The sequence below is a fragment of the Citrobacter amalonaticus genome, from assembly GCF_002918555.1.
GTDB lineage: Bacteria > Pseudomonadota > Gammaproteobacteria > Enterobacterales > Enterobacteriaceae > Citrobacter_C > Citrobacter_C amalonaticus_A.
In genome coordinates this window covers 346,912-364,204 of sequence record NZ_PQMB01000005.1, presented here as the reverse complement: position 1 = coordinate 364,204, position 17,293 = coordinate 346,912, and the positions used below count along the sequence as shown (strand labels likewise).

Sequence of the window (17,293 nt, the reverse complement as noted above, 5' to 3'; positions counted from 1 at the left end):
AAATTAAGGTTTCTTAATGAAAGTCCCTGTTTATATTGTCTCTCTGCTAAGAGATGATGCTCGAAGAGCTAAAATTTCAGCTGAATTCTCTGCTTTGGATATTGATTTTAATTATTTTGATGCAATCGATGCTAAGGATCCTTGTAACCGTGTACTGATTGACAGTATGAGGGATAAAGGAGTTGGTAATGAGATGACCGATGGTGAGATAGCTTGTACGTTGAGTCATCAGTTCATTTATCAGAAAATGGTTGCGGAGAATATTAAATGGGCCTTAATTCTTGAAGACGATGTCACAGTTGATTTCCGCTTAAAGAAATTTCTTTCTATGTTAACTAATGATGAGTTAAGAAAACTTAAAAAAGATAATCTATATTTATTGGGAGGACAGAAAGGATTACATGATTATCCTGTTTTAGGGTTAAGTTTATTTAATAAAGAAAAAATATCAACATGTACTTTCCGACGAGTTAACTATAATCAAAAAAAGATACGCCGGACTTGTTGTTATCTCATGAATAATGAAATGGCTCGTCAGTTAATTGAATTAACTAATGTTTATGGCACCTATCGTGCAGATAGTTGGAAACTTATGCATCAGGAACATATCATTAATAACTTCTATCTCGATGAAATAATTTCACATCCTGTATTAAATATCTCAAACAGTCATCTTGAGGTCGAGAGGATGCAAATGTCTGAACACAAGCAACCTCGTAGTTACTTTAATAAGAGGTCAAAAATAATTCGCTCTTGGGTGAAGGTTGTATTTTTTTCATTTTTAAAATGACCTTTATAAGAAATTTAAATGTAGGTGGCTAAGCGTGGAATTTAGTATTAAGTTGATTAAAGATTGGTTGAGCAATTTTATTTTCTTTCTCTATCTGGTTGCTGTTGTATTTATTCCTATTAATCTACACATAACCAATAAAATAATACTGTTAACTGGTTTTCTATCATTTTTATTTTTTTTAACTTCTCCTGTTCGTTATTTTGACAGGAGGGTTATTGTTTTGGTTGCAGGCATGTTTTTGCTAGGTGCAATTGATCTTTCGTGGTATGAATTTTACAAAACCAATGATGTTGTTTACAAGAATGCTTATCGTGGATATTTAGAAGCAGGAAAAATGTTATTGTTTTGTTCTTTTACATTATTGTTTTTAAATAAAAGTAAATCTGGTTTTAACATCAAATTTCATTTAATTGCTGTAATATTGATGCAATTAGTGGTTTTATTACGATCTTATTATCAAAGTCTTATTTTGCATGCTGATAGAATCCCCCTTTCCGCAATGAATGGTAATATAGGCCAGATGGGGGCTGCGACAATTGCTGCTTATGTGATAACGTTTTGCGCACTATATGCGTCTATAGTTTTTATGAAGCTGGACTCAAAGTATAAATGGGTATTTTTTTATATTAACTTCACCCTAAGTTTTGTGGCAGTCATGATGACAGGAACACGAGCCGCCATCGTTAGTTATCCAATGATTACTATCGCCATGCTCTATATCCAACATCGTAATCAGCGAGTTTTTTTGTTTAAAGGCCTTGCTGGCGTTTTCATATTACTCTTCGGTTGCGGGTTGTTATTTAGTAAAGAAATTGAAAATCGGGTAAAATCTCTTCAAAATGATATTAATTTATATACAACGAAGAATAATAGCCGATCCTCAGTCGGTGCTCGTTTTTCAATGATTCGCGCAGGTGTTGAGGTCGCTCCAGAGGGGCTATCATGGCAATCCCTTGAGCAGAGGGCGATCAACATTAAAGAGTTAAGTAAGGAGAATAATATTTATAAAGGCGCGACAGAATTCCTTGATGTTCATATGCACAACGAAGTTGTAGAAGCATTATCTACGAAAGGTGTCTTTGGCGTTATTTTCTTGTTGTTTTTCTATACCACAATGATTTATTATTGTATTCGTGAAAAACAATATTTACTGCTCGTTTTCCCCGCAGCGATCATATTATTTGGCCTGAGCGACGTAATCACCCATGCGAAACCAATACCTGCTGCATGGATAGTCTGTTTATTCCTTTCAACATCGCTATTAACTAAAAAAGAAGAAGAAAAATAAATGAAAATGGATGGGTTAAAAACTCATCCATTTGTCTGGAGACGTTGCTTAACAAAATTACAAGCAATCCTTTCAGGCGTCAATAAAGCTAATCTACCTTCCGGCGCCCGACATTCTACCTGGTTCTTCCCATAACCCCCAATTAGACCCGGATCCGTTGGGCCATATAGCGTAATATTAGGCCGATCGAGCGCCGCAGTCAGATGACTCAGACCGGTATCAACCGACACGACAAACTTTGCGCCTGCCAGTATGCGCGCAATACCCTCCAGACTCATCTTCGGTAAGACCTCGACGTAATCAAACCCCTCCGCCAGCCTTTTGGCTCGCGCTTCTTCATGAGGTGCCCCCCAGGGCAACTTAATATGAATTCCCGCATCCCCCAACAAGCTAATCAACTCTCGCCAGTTTGCCTCGGGCCAGTGTTTATCGTCCCGCGTTGTGGCATGCAGAAATACTGCATACTGATCGGCATCGGCATCCAGATTTGTCAGGAAATGTTGTGCAATGGCGTAGTCGCCCTGGGTCTGAGGTTTGTTATAACCCAGACTTTTGGCAAATAGTTCCCGGGTACGCTCCACCGCATGCTGCTGCCTGGCGATATGATGGCGACGATTATAAAACAGGCTGGCCAGCGGCTCGCGGGCGGTTTGCCAGTCCATGCCGTGCTTTATTCCACGTGCCAGTCGCGTGACGAGCGCGGCGCTTTTTACCAGCCCCTGAGCATCAATAATCGCATCGTATTGCTCTGTCTGAACGGCATTGCGAAAGGCTTTGCGCTCCGCTTTAATTGCTGCCGAAAACCAGGCTTTGCGCCAGCGACGAATCGCAACTGGGATCACACGATCAACCGCGCCATGCCAGGAGGGAATCTGGGCAAATCCTTCTTCTACTACCCAATCAAAACGAATACCAGGGATAGCCTGCTGCGCATCGGTCAGCGCGGGAAGCGTATGTAATACATCACCCATTGATGATGTTTTGACGATCAGAACTCGCATTCGTCAGGCTTCCTCTTGTAGCAACAGACTATTGAGTTCTTCCAGTACGCGTACTGGCGTAATGTCTATCAGACTCTGGTGATACCCTTCAGCCGCATCGCCTTTGCGCACTTTGTGATAACCCGTAATCAGACGTATCACGCGCGCTTTGTGCGAAAGTGGGGGAGTGAAATCGGGACTGCTGGGACCATAGAGGGCAACCAGAGGACGATTCAGCGCTGCGGCGACATGCATCAGCCCTGAATCATTGGTAACGATGGCCTTACAGGCAGCGATAAGAATCACGGCCTGCTCAAGCTGTGTTTCACCGGCCAGATTACGGCACCATGTCAGCTGCTCTTCACTCAGCGTTGTCAGAATCTCATTCCCCGCCTCATGATCCTTTGCTGAACCAAACAACACGATTTGATAGCCTTCATCGATGAGTTGTTTTGCCAGTTGCGCATAGTGGTAGTGCGGCCAGCGTTTCGCAGGCCCGAATTCTGCGCCAGGGCAGAAGCCAATCATTGGTCGTTCATCAGATAGTGAAAACGCGTTGCAGGTCAGGGATTTTTCACCATCACTAACCTGAAGTTGCGGCCACAGCAGGGGCTGCGGCAGATCTTTTGCCGTACGCATTACGCCTTTGTCATAGGCCAACGCCACATAGCGCTCAACCATCAGTGGCCAGGCTGCTTTGTCCAGCACGCGGGCATCATTAAGCAGACCGTAGCGCATCTCGCCGCGCCAGCCAGTACGATGAGGAATGCCGGCAAAGAATGGAACAAGCGCGGATTTAAACGAATTAGGTAACACGTAAGCGCGGTCATAACGCTTTTCGCGCAGACTATGGCCCAGCTTGCGACGTTCACCGATCTCCAGTGCCCCGTGTCCAAGCGGCATCGGGATCGCTTCGTTGACTTCCGGCATCCGCGATAACAGCGGACGACACCACGCGGGTGCCATCACATCGATTATCGCCTGGGGATAGCGCGCCTTGAGCGTGCGATAGAGACTTTGCGACATCATCATGTCGCCCACCCAGGACGGGCCGATCACCAAAATTCTCATAGATATGTCTTATGCGTCGCGGTTCAGCCAGGTCAGATATTCCGTTACGCCTTCAGCAACGGTCTTAAACGATTTGTCATAGCCTGCGGCACGCAGATTAGTCAGATCTGCCTGCGTGAAGGCCTGATAACGACCTTTTAGTTTTTCCGGGAACGCAATGTACTCAAGTTCACTTTTCTTGTGGAATGCCAGTGCGGCATCCGCCACGGCCTGGAAGGATTCTGCACGACCCGTTCCCAGGTTGAAGATACCGGATACGCCGTTCTCCCAGAACCAGAGGTTAACGTCCGCCACATCGCCCACATACACGAAGTCGCGCTTAAAGTTTTCGCTACCTTCAAACAGCTTCGGCGTTTCGCCGTTATTAAGCTGGGTATTAAGATGGAAAGCGACGCTTGCCATGCTGCCTTTGTGGCCTTCACGCGGTCCGTAAACGTTGAAATAGCGGAAGCCGACAATCTGCGAGTTCGCTTCCGGCAGGATCTGACGCACATACTCGTCGAACAGGAATTTTGAATAGCCGTAAACGTTCAGCGGTTTTTCATATTCACGGGATTCGATGAAGTCAGAGGTACGACCGCCGTAGGTGGCGGCAGAAGAGGCGTACAGGAAGGGGATCTCACGTTCCAGGCAGTAATGCAGCAGCTCTTTAGAGTATTGATAGTTGTTATCCATCATATACTTGCCGTCCCACTCAGTGGTGGATGAGCATGCACCTTCATGGAAAATCGCCTCAATATCGCCGAACTCTTCTCCGGCCATAATCTGGATCAGGAAATCTTCCTTATCCATATAGTCAGCAATATTCAGATCCACCAGGTTAACGAACTTGGTGCCGTCTTTCAGGTTGTCCACCACCAGAATATCGGTGATACCTTTATCATTCAGGGTCTTAACGATATTGCTGCCGATAAAGCCCGCGCCGCCGGTAACGATGATCATAACTGTAACCTTCGAATTATGTAGTCAGAGACAATCTCAGACACGAATGTCTGTAATCATACCATCACATCTAAATCCCTTCAGCCCTGGCAGCGTATGATTTGAAGTTAGTTTACTTTTACTAATGGATAGAATCGTGATAGCGAGTATAAGATATATCTTTAGCCGTGTAGTGGCGTTTATAAAACAATCTATATACAATGTATTAAAGGCTGTGGTATCATTTTTCTTTTACGATAATGTTTTTTATTCGCGATGACATCATCTACCACAATTGTAACTGCATACTTTGATATTGGTAGAGGGGAATGGACTGCTAATAAAGGATTTCGAGATAAGCTTGCTCGTTCAGTTGATGTTTATTTTAATTATTTTGAACGACTGGCTGCGCTTGAAAATGATATGGTCATTTTTACCTCGCCGGAATTAAAATCCAAAGTCGAAAATCTACGCCGCGGCAAGCCTACAACAGTTATTGCGATTGATATAAAAAATAAATTTAAATATATACGACGTCGTATTGAAAGAGTTCAACAGGATAAAGCTTTTACAGACAAATTAGAGCCCCGGCAGTTAAAAAATCCGGAATATTGGTCGCCGGACTATGTTCTTGTTTGTAATTTAAAGAGCTATTTTGTCAACAAAGCTATTCATTTGGATTTGATCAAAACGCCGATGGTTGCATGGATCGATTTTGGCTATTGCCGTAAGCCAAATGTTTTGCGTGGTTTGAAAGTCTGGGATTTCCCATTTGATCGTAACAAAATGCATCTTTTTACAATTAAAAAGGGTCTGAGAGTGAATTCGCAGCAACAGGTCTTCGATTTTATGATTGGAAACCATGTATACATAATTGGTGGTGCGCTTGTTGGCTCTCAGGAAAAATGGATGGAATTCTATCCCCTTGTAACAAAAAGTCAGAAAATTACCTTACAAAACAATATAGTAGATGACGATCAGGGTATATTTGTCATGTGCTATTACAAGCGACCGGATCTTTTCCAGCTTAATTATTTGGGGCGGAGAAAATGGTTTGATCTTTTTCGTTGTTTTAAGAGAACGAAATTGGGTTCAAAACTTCAGGCCTTCAGAATTTTGCTTTCCGGGAAGTAACCTGTTTCTTTTTTATACTCTAAATAATTCGAGTTGCGGGACAAAACGCGTAGTCGTTTTGAACAGCGTTTGCGCTGTCCCCGAAGGGGTGAGGCCCTGTGATGGGCCGAGTAACAAAGCCAACACAGCCGCAACTTGAAGTATGACGCGTATATACATCTTTTATCCTGTATGGCTGATAGTCAACGGCCTTCAGACAGGTGTTTTGTCATTGATTTTGATTTCTGATAAAAATTAATATCTATCAAAGTGTTAAGTATTTTTTCGTTGCCTGTATAGGCTTTTTTAGTCCCACAAAACAACCATCATCGCGTGATTTATCCTGCATTTTAAAGAACTGATAATGCGTCATCTCGTATCAGCGTCCAGGGTTAGGTAAGATGTGCTGAAATTTGCCCAGTCTGGAGAATCGCAATGCGTGGGGATTTTTACAAACAGTTAACTAACGATCTGGAAACCGCTCGTGCGGAAGGATTGTTTAAAGAAGAGCGCATTATCACGTCTGCGCAGCAGGCGGATATCACGGTGGCGGATGGAAGCCACGTCATTAACTTCTGTGCCAACAACTATCTGGGTCTTGCAAACCATCCGGAACTGATTGCAGCAGCAAAAGCGGGAATGGATTCTCACGGATTTGGAATGGCGTCAGTGCGCTTTATCTGTGGCACTCAAGACAGCCATAAACAGCTGGAGCAAAAGCTGGCCACGTTCCTTGGGATGGAAGATGCCATCCTCTACTCCTCCTGCTTTGATGCTAACGGCGGTCTGTTCGAAACGCTGCTGGGTGCAGAAGACGCGATCATCTCTGATGCGTTAAACCACGCCTCTATCATTGATGGCGTTCGTCTGTGTAAGGCTAAACGCTTCCGTTATGCCAACAACGATATGCAGGAACTGGAAACGCGTTTGAAAGAGGCGCGCGAAGCCGGTGCGCGCCACGTTCTGATTGCCACCGACGGGGTGTTCTCAATGGATGGTGTTATCGCCAACCTGAAAGGGGTTTGTGATCTGGCCGATAAATACGACGCGCTGGTGATGGTCGATGACTCCCATGCTGTTGGCTTTGTGGGGCAAAACGGACGCGGTTCTCATGAATACTGCGATGTTATGGGGCGTGTAGATATCATCACCGGTACGCTGGGTAAAGCGCTGGGTGGGGCATCAGGCGGCTACACCGCGGCGCGTAAAGAGGTGGTTGAGTGGCTGCGTCAGCGCTCTCGTCCCTATTTGTTCTCCAACTCCCTGGCACCTGCCATTGTTGCCGCCTCCATTAAAGTGCTTGAAATGGTTGAAGCAGGTGCTGAACTGCGTGACCGCCTGTGGGCGAATGCGCGTCAGTTCCGCGAGCAGATGTCTGCCGCGGGCTTTACACTTGCAGGTGCTGACCATGCCATTATCCCGGTGATGCTGGGAGATGCGGTCATTGCACAAGAGTTTGCTCGCGAGCTGCAAAAAGAGGGGATTTACGTTACCGGGTTTTTCTATCCGGTCGTTCCGAAAGGCCAGGCGCGAATCCGTACCCAGATGTCTGCGGCACACACTCCTGAACAAATTACGCGTGCGGTCGCGGCGTTCACGCGGATTGGTAAACAACTGGGCGTAATTGCCTGAGGATGTGAGATGAAAGCGTTATCCAAACTGAAAGCGGAAGAAGGCATCTGGATGACCGACGTTCCTGAACCGGAAGTTGGCCACAACGATCTGCTAATTAAAATCCGTAAAACAGCCATCTGCGGCACTGACGTTCACATCTACAACTGGGATGAATGGTCGCAAAAAACCATCCCGGTTCCTATGGTCGTTGGTCATGAATACGTTGGCGAAGTGGTCGGTATTGGCCAGGAAGTCAAAGGATTCAACATTGGCGATCGCGTCTCCGGCGAAGGTCATATTACCTGTGGTCACTGTCGCAACTGTCGTGGCGGACGTACTCACCTGTGCCGCAACACCACCGGCGTTGGCGTAAACCGTCCCGGCTGTTTTGCTGAGTATCTGGTGATCCCGGCGTTTAACGCCTTTAAGATCCCGGACAATATCTCCGATGATTTAGCGTCCATTTTCGACCCGTTTGGTAACGCGGTGCATACGGCACTGTCGTTCGATCTGGTGGGGGAAGATGTTCTGGTTTCTGGTGCGGGGCCAATCGGCATCATGGCTGCGGCTGTGGCGAAGCATGTGGGCGCCCGCCATGTGGTGATTACCGACGTTAACGAATACCGTCTGGAACTGGCGCGCAAAATGGGGATTACCCGCGCGGTCAACGTCGCCAGGGAGAATCTGAACGATGTGATGGCTGAACTTGGCATGACCGAGGGGTTCGATGTCGGTCTGGAGATGTCCGGCGCCCCGCCAGCGTTCCGCACCATGCTGGACACCATGAACCACGGCGGGCGTATCGCCATGCTGGGTATTCCACCATCAGATATGTCCATCGACTGGACGAAGGTGATCTTTAAGGGTCTGTTCATCAAAGGTATTTACGGTCGCGAGATGTTTGAAACCTGGTACAAGATGGCGGCGCTGATTCAGTCTGGTCTGGATCTGTCACCTGTCATCACCCATCGTTTTTCGATTGATGAGTTCCAGAAGGGTTTCGACGCCATGCGCTCCGGTCAGTCTGGTAAAGTGATCCTGAGCTGGGATTAACGCTTTATCGTAAAAAAGGGCTGGTGTTCCGGCCCTTTTCTCTAAGGTAAATCCGTAATAGTTGTAAAGTCCTGTGATTGTCTTAAATAATTTGTAATTGCGTCTTCGTCTTATTCTGCTGTTCATTTCATCCTCCTAATCTGAAGTCTTCGCACACCGTAAAAATAATATTTTCCTGCCTTAATAGTTTCTTAATACAAAGACGGTAGAAAGGCAGCATGACTTCAAGGTTATTCGGTAATTTTATGATGAACAGTGCAAATAAACTCAGTGTTATTATCCCGTTGTATAACGCGGGTAATGATTTCAATGCCTGCATGGAATCTTTAATCGCGCAAACATGGACTGCCCTGGAAATCATTATTGTTAACGATGGTTCAACGGATAATTCCGTCGAAATAGCAAAGCATTACGTGGAAAACTATCCGCACGTTTACCTGTTGCATCAGGCTAACGCTGGCGCATCGGTAGCCCGTAACCGGGGAATGGAAGCGGCAACAGGCAAGTACATTGCGTTTGTCGATGCGGACGATCTGGTTTACCCGACCATGTATGAAACGTTGATGACGATGGCATTAGAGGACGATCTCGATGTCGCACAGTGCAACGCAGACTGGTGTGTCCGCGAGACGGGAAGAACCTGGCAATCAATCCCCACCGATCGTATCCGATCAACCGGCGTATTAACCGGGCCAGACTGGCTGCGGATGGCGCTTTCATCACGCCGCTGGACGCACGTGGTGTGGATGGGAATCTATCGCCGTGATGTTATCGAAAAGAATAATATTAAGTTTATTCCTGGTTTACATCATCAGGATATCGTGTGGACAACGGCGTTCATGTTTAATGCCATGCGTGCGCGTTATACTGAGCAATCGTTGTATAAATACTTCCTGCACAATAATTCCGTTAGCCGACTGAAAAGACAAGGTAATAAAAATCTTAACTATCAGCGTCATTACATCAAGATTACGCGATTGTTAGAAAAAATGAATCGGGATTATGCCGACCGAATTCCGATTTATCCGGAATTCCATCAACAAATTACCTATGAGGCATTACGCGTTTGCCACTCAGTACGGAAAGAACCCGATATTTTGACGCGTCAGCGTATGATTGCGGAGGTTTTTACTTCGGGTATGTATAAGCGCATGGTGACTAACGTGCGCAGCGCTAAACTGGCATATCAGGCGCTGTTATGGTCATTTCGTTTGTATCAATGGCGCGACAAAACGCTGTCGCACCAGCGTATTGCGCGTAAAGCGCTTAATCTGCGTTAGCCATATTATTGGGGGAGGCAATTTTCCCCCAGCCCTGCCACTGATGCTGGAAGTACGTCACCAGTGTGCTTTGGCTGATACTCTCACTCAATACGCCAAAGAATCGACTGGTGTAGACCGGTTCTAATGGCTTCCTGGCTTTACATACTTTCACGCCGCGGAACGGGTTTCGCGGGGCATCGTTGTTTTTCGGTGGTGTGGAGGTGTCAACCTGCGGCTCGTTGAGCAGGCTGCTCGCACGTACCAGCGTGATATCTGCTGGCAGGTTATAGACCATCTGTTGCAGCACGCACACCGTCGACGGATGTGGATGTCCAATCGCGATGGCTGAGCCGTTACGACGTGCAAGATCGATGGCGCGGTTAAACTGGCGGCGAATGTCCGCTTCATTTTGCGTGTCGTCGAGGAACACCTTGCGCTTAATCACCTTCACACCAGTGCCGCTTGCCGCGCGCATAGCCTGGCTATTGCCGATAGTCATGCTGTCGAGGAAGTAAAGATTATAACGTCCTAACGCCTGCATCACTTTCTGCATACCAAACAGGCTGGAGGTCATTGCACTGCCCATATGGTTATTCAGCCCCACGGCATACGGTACTTTGTTCACCGCATCGCGAATAATCCGCTCAATCTCATCACTACTCATTTCCGGACGCAGCGTATCTTTCTCAAGCGGCTGCTTGCTCAGCGGTGCCATTGGCAGATGGATAAGCACTTCATGCCCGCTGTTATGCGCTTTGGTCGCCATTTCACGGGCATGTGGAGCATTAGGCAGAACAGCGACGGAGATGGCGGAAGGCATCGCCAGCACCTGATTTTCGTTATGTGGACGATAGCCAAAATCGTCGATCACGATGGCCAGTTTGCCAGCAAACACAGGAGAGGCGAATGCCAGCAGGCTGGCAATTGAGAGAACGGTACGACGAAAATGAGGCAAAACTTATCTTCCCAACCACGGCTGTGGATTGACGGCCTGACCCTGGCGACGAATTTCGAAATAGAGCGACGGTCGACCCTGGCCGCCACTGCTGCCGACCAACGCAATAGGTTGACCGGCGCGAACCTGCGAACCCACGCTGACCAGCGCGCTCTGGTTGTAGCCGTAAAGACTCATGTCGCCTTTACCGTGCTCCACGACGACAACCAGCCCGTAGCCCTGCAACCAGTCAGCCAGAATAACCCGGCCATCGGCAATCGCTTTGACTTCCGTCCCTTCAGATGCACCGATAACCATCCCCTTCCAACGTAGCTCACCTTGCAGCTGTTCGCCATAGCGATGCAGCGTAGGGCCGCGTACGGGCCAGTAGGCCTGACCACGGGGAGCGCCAAGACCGCCAGTACGCGACATCAGCGATTTTTCGCTTTCGGTCGGTTTGTAGGTCGTGCCTTTGCGGGTCGCTTCCTGCTGTTTATTGCGTACGGTCTGCGCTTCACGGGCTTCTCGCTCGGCGCGCGCTTTGGCCGCCGCTTCCGCACGGGCGATGCTATTGCGCAGACGGGATTCGTTCGCACGCAATTCGCTCAGCTGTTGCTGGCCCTGCTGAATGGAAGACTCCAGTCCTTTGAGCGTTTTCTGGCGCTCATTACGGGCCTGCTCCAGCTTCGCCTGTTGGGCTCGCTGTTCGTACAGCAGCGTCTGCTGTTGGCTCTGTTTCTCTTCCAGCTCCGCTTTTTGCGCGGCAACCTGTTCCCGGGTTTGCTTCAGCTCGGCAATAGTCTCCTGACGTGCCTGGTTCAGATAGCCAAAATAGGCCTGCAAGCGTTGGCCGCGCTGGCTCTCTTCCCCGCTGAGGATGAGCTGAATACCGGTGTGCTCGCCCTGGCGAAATGCGGCATCCAGTTGCGCCGCAAGACTACGCTCCTGGGTGGCTTTTTGCTGCTCCAGTTTTGCAATGGACGCATTCATCGCGTCGATCTGCTTATTCAACTGAGCGAGGGTATTCTGGGTTTCCCGTAGCTGACGGGCGGCGGCTGAAATAGCCTCTTCCTGTGCTTTAAGTTGCGTAAGCAGGGTAGAGCGCTGCTGCTGCTGTTGACGTACCGCGCGCTCTTTAGCTGCGATATCCGCCTGAATGGATTTGAGCTGGTCGCGATCGTCCGCGTGGGCGGAAAAGGCGCACAGCAATACGCCAGCGCTCACCACGCTGGCGTAGATCAAGGGCCTGACTGAAAACCAGTGCGGTTTCACGGCCCGTGTATTGGTATTAATCGCCTTTCCCCTCATGGGGAGGGATTATTCCACGATGAACAGCGCCTTACCAGTCATCTCTTGCGGGATTTCCATACCCATTAGGGTCAGCATGGTCGGAGCGATATCGGAAAGTTTGCCACCTTCGACGGCTTTCACGTTTTTCGCACCCACATAAATCAGCGGAACCGGCAGGTTAGTGTGCGCCGTGTGCGCCTGACCCGTGGACGGATCGCGCATTTGCTCGGCGTTGCCGTGATCTGCCGTGATCAGCAGTTGTCCACCCACGGACTCCACCGCTTTAGTCACCTGCTCAACGCAGTGATCCAGGGCTTCAACCGCTTTGACCGCCGCGTCCATCACGCCAGTGTGGCCGACCATATCACCGTTCGGGTAGTTACAGATGATGGTGTCGTATTTGCCGCTCTCGATCGCCGCAACCAGCTTTTCAGTCAGTTCTGCAGAGCTCATTTCTGGCTGCAGATCGTAGGTTGCGACTTTCGGCGAGTTGATAAGGATACGGTCTTCGCCTTTGAACGGCTCTTCTACGCCGCCGTTAAAGAAGAAGGTGACGTGCGCGTATTTTTCTGTTTCAGAGATACGCAGTTGGGTTTTGTCGTTCTTCGCCATCCATTCGCCGAGGGTGTTCGTCAGTGATGCGGGTGGGTAAGCCACGGCAGTTTTGATATCTGCTGCGTATTCGGTCAGCATGACGAAGTTGAGGTTAACCACTTTTTTACGGGCGAAGCCGTCGAAATCAGCGTTAACAAATGCACGGGTGATTTCACGAGCACGGTCGGCACGGAAGTTCATGAAAATCAACGCATCGCCGTCTTCCATTGCGGCATCGGCCTGGCCTTCAGCGCGGATAACGGTCGCTTTTACGAATTCGTCGTTTTCGTCACGTGCATAGGCAGCCTGCAGGCCAGCCACAGCGGTATCTGCCTGGAATTCGCCCTGTGCCAGCGTCAGCAGGTCATATGCTTTTTCAACGCGATCCCAGCGGTTGTCGCGGTCCATCGCGTAGTAACGACCCACGATAGAAGCAACGCGGCCTTTACCCAGTGCGGCAAATTTCTCTTCAAACTTTTTCAGTGAGGATTCAGCGCTGCGCGGCGGCGTGTCGCGCCCGTCGAGGAAAGCGTGCAGATAAATTTTTTCAGCACCACGCGCGGCTGCCAGTTCCACCATTGCGATGATGTGATCTTCGTGGCTGTGTACGCCGCCCGCAGACAGCAGGCCCATAATATGCACGGCTTTACCGGCATCTTTCGCCTGATCCACGACGCCCGTGAGTACCGGGTTCGCGAAGAACGCGCGATCTTTAATTTCCACATCCAGACGCGTCAGGTCCTGATAGACGATACGACCCGCGCCCAGGTTAACGTGACCCACTTCGGAGTTACCCATCTGACGGTCAGGCAGACCCACTTCCAGACCGGAAGCATCGATCAGTGTATGCGGACGTTTTGCCCACAGAGCATCCATTACCGGGGTTTTGGCACTAAAAATGGCGTTATCCTGGCTCTCTTCGCGATACCCATAACCGTCCAGAATCACCAGTACCATAGGTTTTTTAGAAACCGACATTGCGACAACCTCACACTCAATAGACAAAAATAATTGCGTAATTTTACTACAGCTGAATCGATAAAATAGCCTCAGAAGATCAAAGAATGCGCCGGGGGGCAGCGAGGATGGCGCTGATTTAGGTTTTTTTTTCCGTAGCAGCCCGCAAAAATGCAATCCATTGCACGCTCTGGCTGTATTTGCTCCAACGCGAAGGTATACTCCTTCCCTGGTTTTTTAATCACTAAGTCGGGAGTTGTTACCCCCCATGCAAGAAATTATGCAATTTGTTGGCCGTCATCCCATACTGAGTATCGCCTGGATTGCGTTACTGGTGGCGGTATTGTTCACCACGTTCAAAGGTCTGACCTCCAAAGTGAAGGTGATTACCCGCGGCGAAGCGACACGTCTTATTAACAAAGAAGACGCCGTTGTCGTTGATTTACGCCAGCGTGACGACTTCCGTAAAGGCCATATCGCAGGTTCCACCAATATGCTGCCGAGTGACATCAAGGCCAACAACGTTGGTGAGCTTGAAAAGCACAAAGATAAGCCTCTAATCGTCGTTGATGGTTCAGGCATGCAGTGCCAGGAATCAGCAAACGCACTGATTAAAGCGGGCTTTGAAAAAGTCTTTGTGCTGAAAGAAGGCGTAGCGGGCTGGAGCGGTGAGAATTTGCCGCTGGTTCGTGGAAAATAGTCGGAGATAAGTCATGGCCAACATTGAAATCTACACCAAAGCGACCTGCCCGTTTTGCCATCGCGCAAAAGCGCTGTTAACCAGTAAGGGTGTGAGCTTCCAGGAGCTTCCGATTGATGGTGATGCTGCCAAACGTGAAGAGATGATCAAACGCAGTGGCCGCACGACGGTTCCGCAGATTTTTATTGATGCACAGCACATTGGCGGTTGCGACGACTTGTATGCGTTGGATGCGCGTGGTGGACTGGATCCCCTGCTGAACTAACGTTTCGTCGCTAAGCGGTATTTAAGGACAACACTAAAGGGTTTTTACACATGTCAGAACAAAACAACACCGAAATGGCTTTCCAGATCCAACGCATTTATACCAAAGATGTCTCTTTCGAAGCGCCAAATGCGCCGCAAGTTTTCCAGAAAGACTGGCAACCAGAGGTTAAACTTGATCTGGATACGGCATCGACTCAACTGGCAGATGACGTATACGAAGTGGTGCTGCGTGTTACCGTAACGGCTTCCCTGGATGAAGAAATAGCATTCCTGTGCGAAGTTCAGCAGGGTGGTATCTTCTCCATCAGCGGTATCGAAGGAACTCAGATGGCGCATTGCCTGGGTGCATACTGCCCGAACATTCTGTTCCCGTATGCCCGTGAAGGCATCACCAGCCTGGTTTCACGCGGTACGTTCCCGCAACTCAACCTTGCGCCGGTTAACTTCGATGCGCTGTTCATGAACTATTTACAGCAGCAGGCTGGCGAAGGTACTGAAGAACATCAGGATGCCTGATGAACCAAAGTAATGCTTCAATGACTGTGATTGGTGCCGGCTCGTACGGCACCGCTCTTGCTATTACTCTGGCAAGAAATGGCCACCAGGTTGTCCTGTGGGGCCACGATCCTGAACATATCGCGACCCTTGAGCACGATCGTTGCAACGTCGCGTTTCTCCCTGATGTGCCTTTTCCCGATACGCTTCACCTGGAGCGTGATTTAGCCATTGCGCTGGCGGCCAGCCGGAATATTCTGGTGGTCGTGCCAAGTCATGTCTTTGGTGAAGTGTTGCGACAGATTAAACCGCTGATGCGTCCTGATGCGCGCCTGGTCTGGGCAACCAAAGGTCTGGAAGCCGAAACGGGTCGCCTGTTGCAGGATGTCGCCCGCGAGGCGCTGGGGGATCAAATTCCGTTAGCGGTCATTTCCGGTCCGACATTTGCTAAAGAGCTGGCGGCAGGATTGCCGACGGCCATCTCTTTAGCCTCTACTGACGACACCTTTGCTGAAGATTTGCAGCAGCTGCTGCACTGCGGCAAAAGCTTCCGTGTCTACAGCAATCCGGATTTCATCGGCGTGCAGCTTGGCGGTGCGGTGAAGAACGTGATTGCGATTGGTGCCGGGATGTCTGATGGTATCGGTTTTGGCGCAAATGCGCGCACCGCGCTGATTACGCGTGGCCTGACAGAAATGTCGCGGCTGGGCGCGGCGCTGGGGGCCGACCCTGCTACCTTTATGGGGATGGCAGGGCTGGGCGATCTGGTGCTGACCTGCACGGACAACCAGTCGCGTAACCGTCGTTTTGGCATGATGCTCGGTCAGGGCATGGATGTACAAGGCGCACAGGACAAGATTGGTCAGGTGGTTGAAGGCTACCGCAATACAAAAGAAGTTCGCGCCCTGGCACACCGTTTTGGTGTCGAAATGCCAATAACCGAGGAAATTTATCAAGTATTATATTGCGGAAAAAACGCGCGCGAGGCAGCATTGACTCTCTTAGGTCGTGCACGCAAGGATGAGCGCAGCAGCAACTAGCCGCAGGGATCCTTGTTAGCGACGTGACCCGGCCAGCAAAGAACTGGCCGGTCATTAACATATCGTCTGGAGTATGCAATGCCGTGTGAAGAACTGGATATCGTCTGGAACAATATTAAAGCCGAAGCCCGGGCTCTGGCCGACTGCGAGCCTATGCTTGCCAGTTTTTACCACGCAACGTTACTCAAGCATGAGAATCTGGGCAGCGCACTGAGCTATATGCTGGCGAACAAGCTGGCTTCGCCGATTATGCCTGCTATTGCCATTCGCGAAGTGGTGGAGGAGGCATACGCCGCCGACCCGGAAATGATTGCTTCTGCTGCCTGCGATATTCAGGCGGTACGCACCCGCGACCCGGCGGTCGATAAATATTCCACTCCGCTTCTGTACCTGAAGGGCTTTCACGCGCTACAGGCATATCGTATTGGCCACTGGCTGTGGAACGAAGGCCGTCGCGCGCTGGCAATCTTCCTGCAAAATCAGGTTTCTGTGACCTTTCAGGTGGATATTCACCCGGCGGCGAAGATTGGGCGCGGGATCATGCTCGATCATGCAACCGGCATTGTGGTGGGTGAAACGGCCGTGATTGAAGATGATGTCTCTATTCTGCAATCGGTGACCCTGGGCGGTACCGGAAAGGCTGGTGGCGATCGCCATCCAAAAATTCGTGAAGGCGTCATGATTGGCGCGGGGGCGAAAATTCTCGGCAATATCGAAGTCGGGCGTGGCGCGAAGATTGGCGCGGGTTCCGTTGTGTTACAGCCGGTACCACCGCACACCACCGCCGCAGGCGTTCCGGCACGCATCGTCGGTAAGCCTGACAGCGATAAACCGTCAATGGACATGGATCAGCACTTCAACGGGATCCACCATACGTTTGAGTATGGAGATGGCATTTAGTTTTCGGACTATCTTACTTGT

The 17,293-nt window shown here is 49.4% G+C and carries 17 protein-coding genes; 11 read left to right on the top strand and 6 right to left on the bottom strand.

What is annotated here, in order from left to right:
• The first annotated feature begins 16 nt into the window (after nt 1–16).
• Together C3432_RS21590 and C3432_RS21585 are read left to right on the top strand one after the other, a co-directional pair.
• Nucleotides 17–790 (top strand): glycosyltransferase family 25 protein, encoded by a 774-nt coding sequence (locus C3432_RS21590; RefSeq protein WP_103778739.1) that lies wholly within the window; start codon nt 17–19, stop codon nt 788–790.
• 34 nt (nt 791–824) lie between these two features.
• Complete coding sequence (locus tag C3432_RS21585) at nt 825–2,081, top strand: O-antigen ligase family protein (protein ID WP_258041641.1); 1,257 nt, start codon at nt 825–827, stop codon at nt 2,079–2,081.
• Between the two features lie 23 nt (nt 2,082–2,104).
• Here C3432_RS21585 and rfaC read toward each other — a convergent pair whose 3' ends face one another.
• Genes rfaC through rfaD form a run of 3 tightly spaced genes read right to left on the bottom strand, consistent with a single transcriptional unit; the run spans nt 2,105 to nt 5,074 of the window.
• The gene (gene rfaC / locus C3432_RS21580) at nt 2,105–3,082 is read right to left on the bottom strand and encodes a lipopolysaccharide heptosyltransferase RfaC (protein ID WP_103778737.1); all 978 of its coding nucleotides are present in this window, start codon (nt 3,080–3,082) and stop codon (nt 2,105–2,107) included.
• Nucleotides 3,083–3,085: 3 nt separating this feature from the next.
• Nucleotides 3,086–4,132: an ADP-heptose--LPS heptosyltransferase RfaF gene (gene rfaF / locus C3432_RS21575; RefSeq protein WP_103778735.1), complete on the bottom strand. Its 1,047-nt coding sequence runs from the start codon at nt 4,130–4,132 to the stop codon at nt 3,086–3,088.
• A 9-nt stretch (nt 4,133–4,141) separates the two neighbouring features.
• On the bottom strand, nt 4,142–5,074 hold the full coding sequence (rfaD, locus tag C3432_RS21570; protein WP_103778733.1) for an ADP-glyceromanno-heptose 6-epimerase: 933 nt from the start codon (nt 5,072–5,074) through the stop codon (nt 4,142–4,144).
• 255 nt (nt 5,075–5,329) lie between these two features.
• On the opposite strand from rfaD, the gene yibB reads away from it, so the two are divergent.
• The 4 genes from yibB (at nt 5,330) to C3432_RS21550 (ending at nt 10,113) form a co-directional block, all read left to right on the top strand.
• A complete protein-coding gene (yibB, locus tag C3432_RS21565) occupies nt 5,330–6,187 on the top strand; it encodes a protein YibB (protein ID WP_103778731.1) in 858 nt (285 codons plus the stop codon).
• Nucleotides 6,188–6,601: 414 nt separating this feature from the next.
• Nucleotides 6,602–7,798, top strand: coding sequence for a glycine C-acetyltransferase (kbl, locus tag C3432_RS21560; protein ID WP_103778729.1), 1,197 nt, complete (start codon nt 6,602–6,604; stop codon nt 7,796–7,798).
• A gap of 9 nt (nt 7,799–7,807) precedes the next feature.
• A complete protein-coding gene (gene tdh / locus C3432_RS21555) occupies nt 7,808–8,833 on the top strand; it encodes an L-threonine 3-dehydrogenase (RefSeq protein WP_103778727.1) in 1,026 nt (341 codons plus the stop codon).
• A gap of 245 nt (nt 8,834–9,078) precedes the next feature.
• Nucleotides 9,079–10,113, top strand: coding sequence for a glycosyltransferase (locus C3432_RS21550; protein ID WP_103778725.1), 1,035 nt, complete (start codon nt 9,079–9,081; stop codon nt 10,111–10,113).
• Here C3432_RS21550 and C3432_RS21545 read toward each other — a convergent pair.
• From C3432_RS21545 to gpmM, 3 genes are read right to left on the bottom strand one after another with little or no spacing between them, the layout of a single operon-like run.
• Entirely contained in the window at nt 10,100–11,050 is a 951-nt protein-coding gene (locus tag C3432_RS21545) for a divergent polysaccharide deacetylase family protein (protein ID WP_103778723.1), read from the bottom strand. The genes C3432_RS21550 and C3432_RS21545 overlap by 14 nt on opposite strands.
• A gap of 3 nt (nt 11,051–11,053) precedes the next feature.
• Nucleotides 11,054–12,337: a murein hydrolase activator EnvC gene (envC, locus tag C3432_RS21540; protein WP_103778721.1), complete on the bottom strand. Its 1,284-nt coding sequence runs from the start codon at nt 12,335–12,337 to the stop codon at nt 11,054–11,056.
• Between the two features lie 9 nt (nt 12,338–12,346).
• Nucleotides 12,347–13,891, bottom strand: a complete 1,545-nt coding sequence (gpmM, locus tag C3432_RS21535) for a 2,3-bisphosphoglycerate-independent phosphoglycerate mutase (RefSeq protein ID WP_103778719.1) — start codon at nt 13,889–13,891, stop codon at nt 12,347–12,349.
• 247 nt (nt 13,892–14,138) lie between these two features.
• On the opposite strand from gpmM, the gene C3432_RS21530 reads away from it, so the two are divergent.
• The 5 genes from C3432_RS21530 to cysE all read left to right on the top strand — a co-directional run bounded on the left by C3432_RS21530 (nt 14,139) and on the right by cysE (nt 17,272).
• Nucleotides 14,139–14,570 carry a rhodanese-like domain-containing protein gene (locus C3432_RS21530; protein WP_103778717.1) on the top strand — a complete coding sequence of 144 codons (432 nt, stop codon included), beginning with the start codon at nt 14,139–14,141 and terminating at the stop codon, nt 14,568–14,570.
• A 13-nt stretch (nt 14,571–14,583) separates the two neighbouring features.
• A complete protein-coding gene (gene grxC / locus C3432_RS21525) occupies nt 14,584–14,835 on the top strand; it encodes a glutaredoxin 3 (protein ID WP_103778715.1) in 252 nt (83 codons plus the stop codon).
• Between the two features lie 50 nt (nt 14,836–14,885).
• The gene (gene secB / locus C3432_RS21520; RefSeq protein WP_103778713.1) at nt 14,886–15,353 is read left to right on the top strand and encodes a protein-export chaperone SecB; all 468 of its coding nucleotides are present in this window, start codon (nt 14,886–14,888) and stop codon (nt 15,351–15,353) included.
• A complete protein-coding gene (gene gpsA, locus C3432_RS21515) occupies nt 15,353–16,372 on the top strand; it encodes an NAD(P)H-dependent glycerol-3-phosphate dehydrogenase (protein ID WP_103778711.1) in 1,020 nt (339 codons plus the stop codon). The genes secB and gpsA overlap by 1 nt, the downstream gene beginning before the upstream one ends.
• Before the next feature lie 78 nt (nt 16,373–16,450).
• Entirely contained in the window at nt 16,451–17,272 is an 822-nt protein-coding gene (cysE, locus tag C3432_RS21510) for a serine O-acetyltransferase (RefSeq protein WP_103778709.1), read from the top strand.
• The last annotated feature ends 21 nt before the right edge of the window (nt 17,273–17,293 follow it).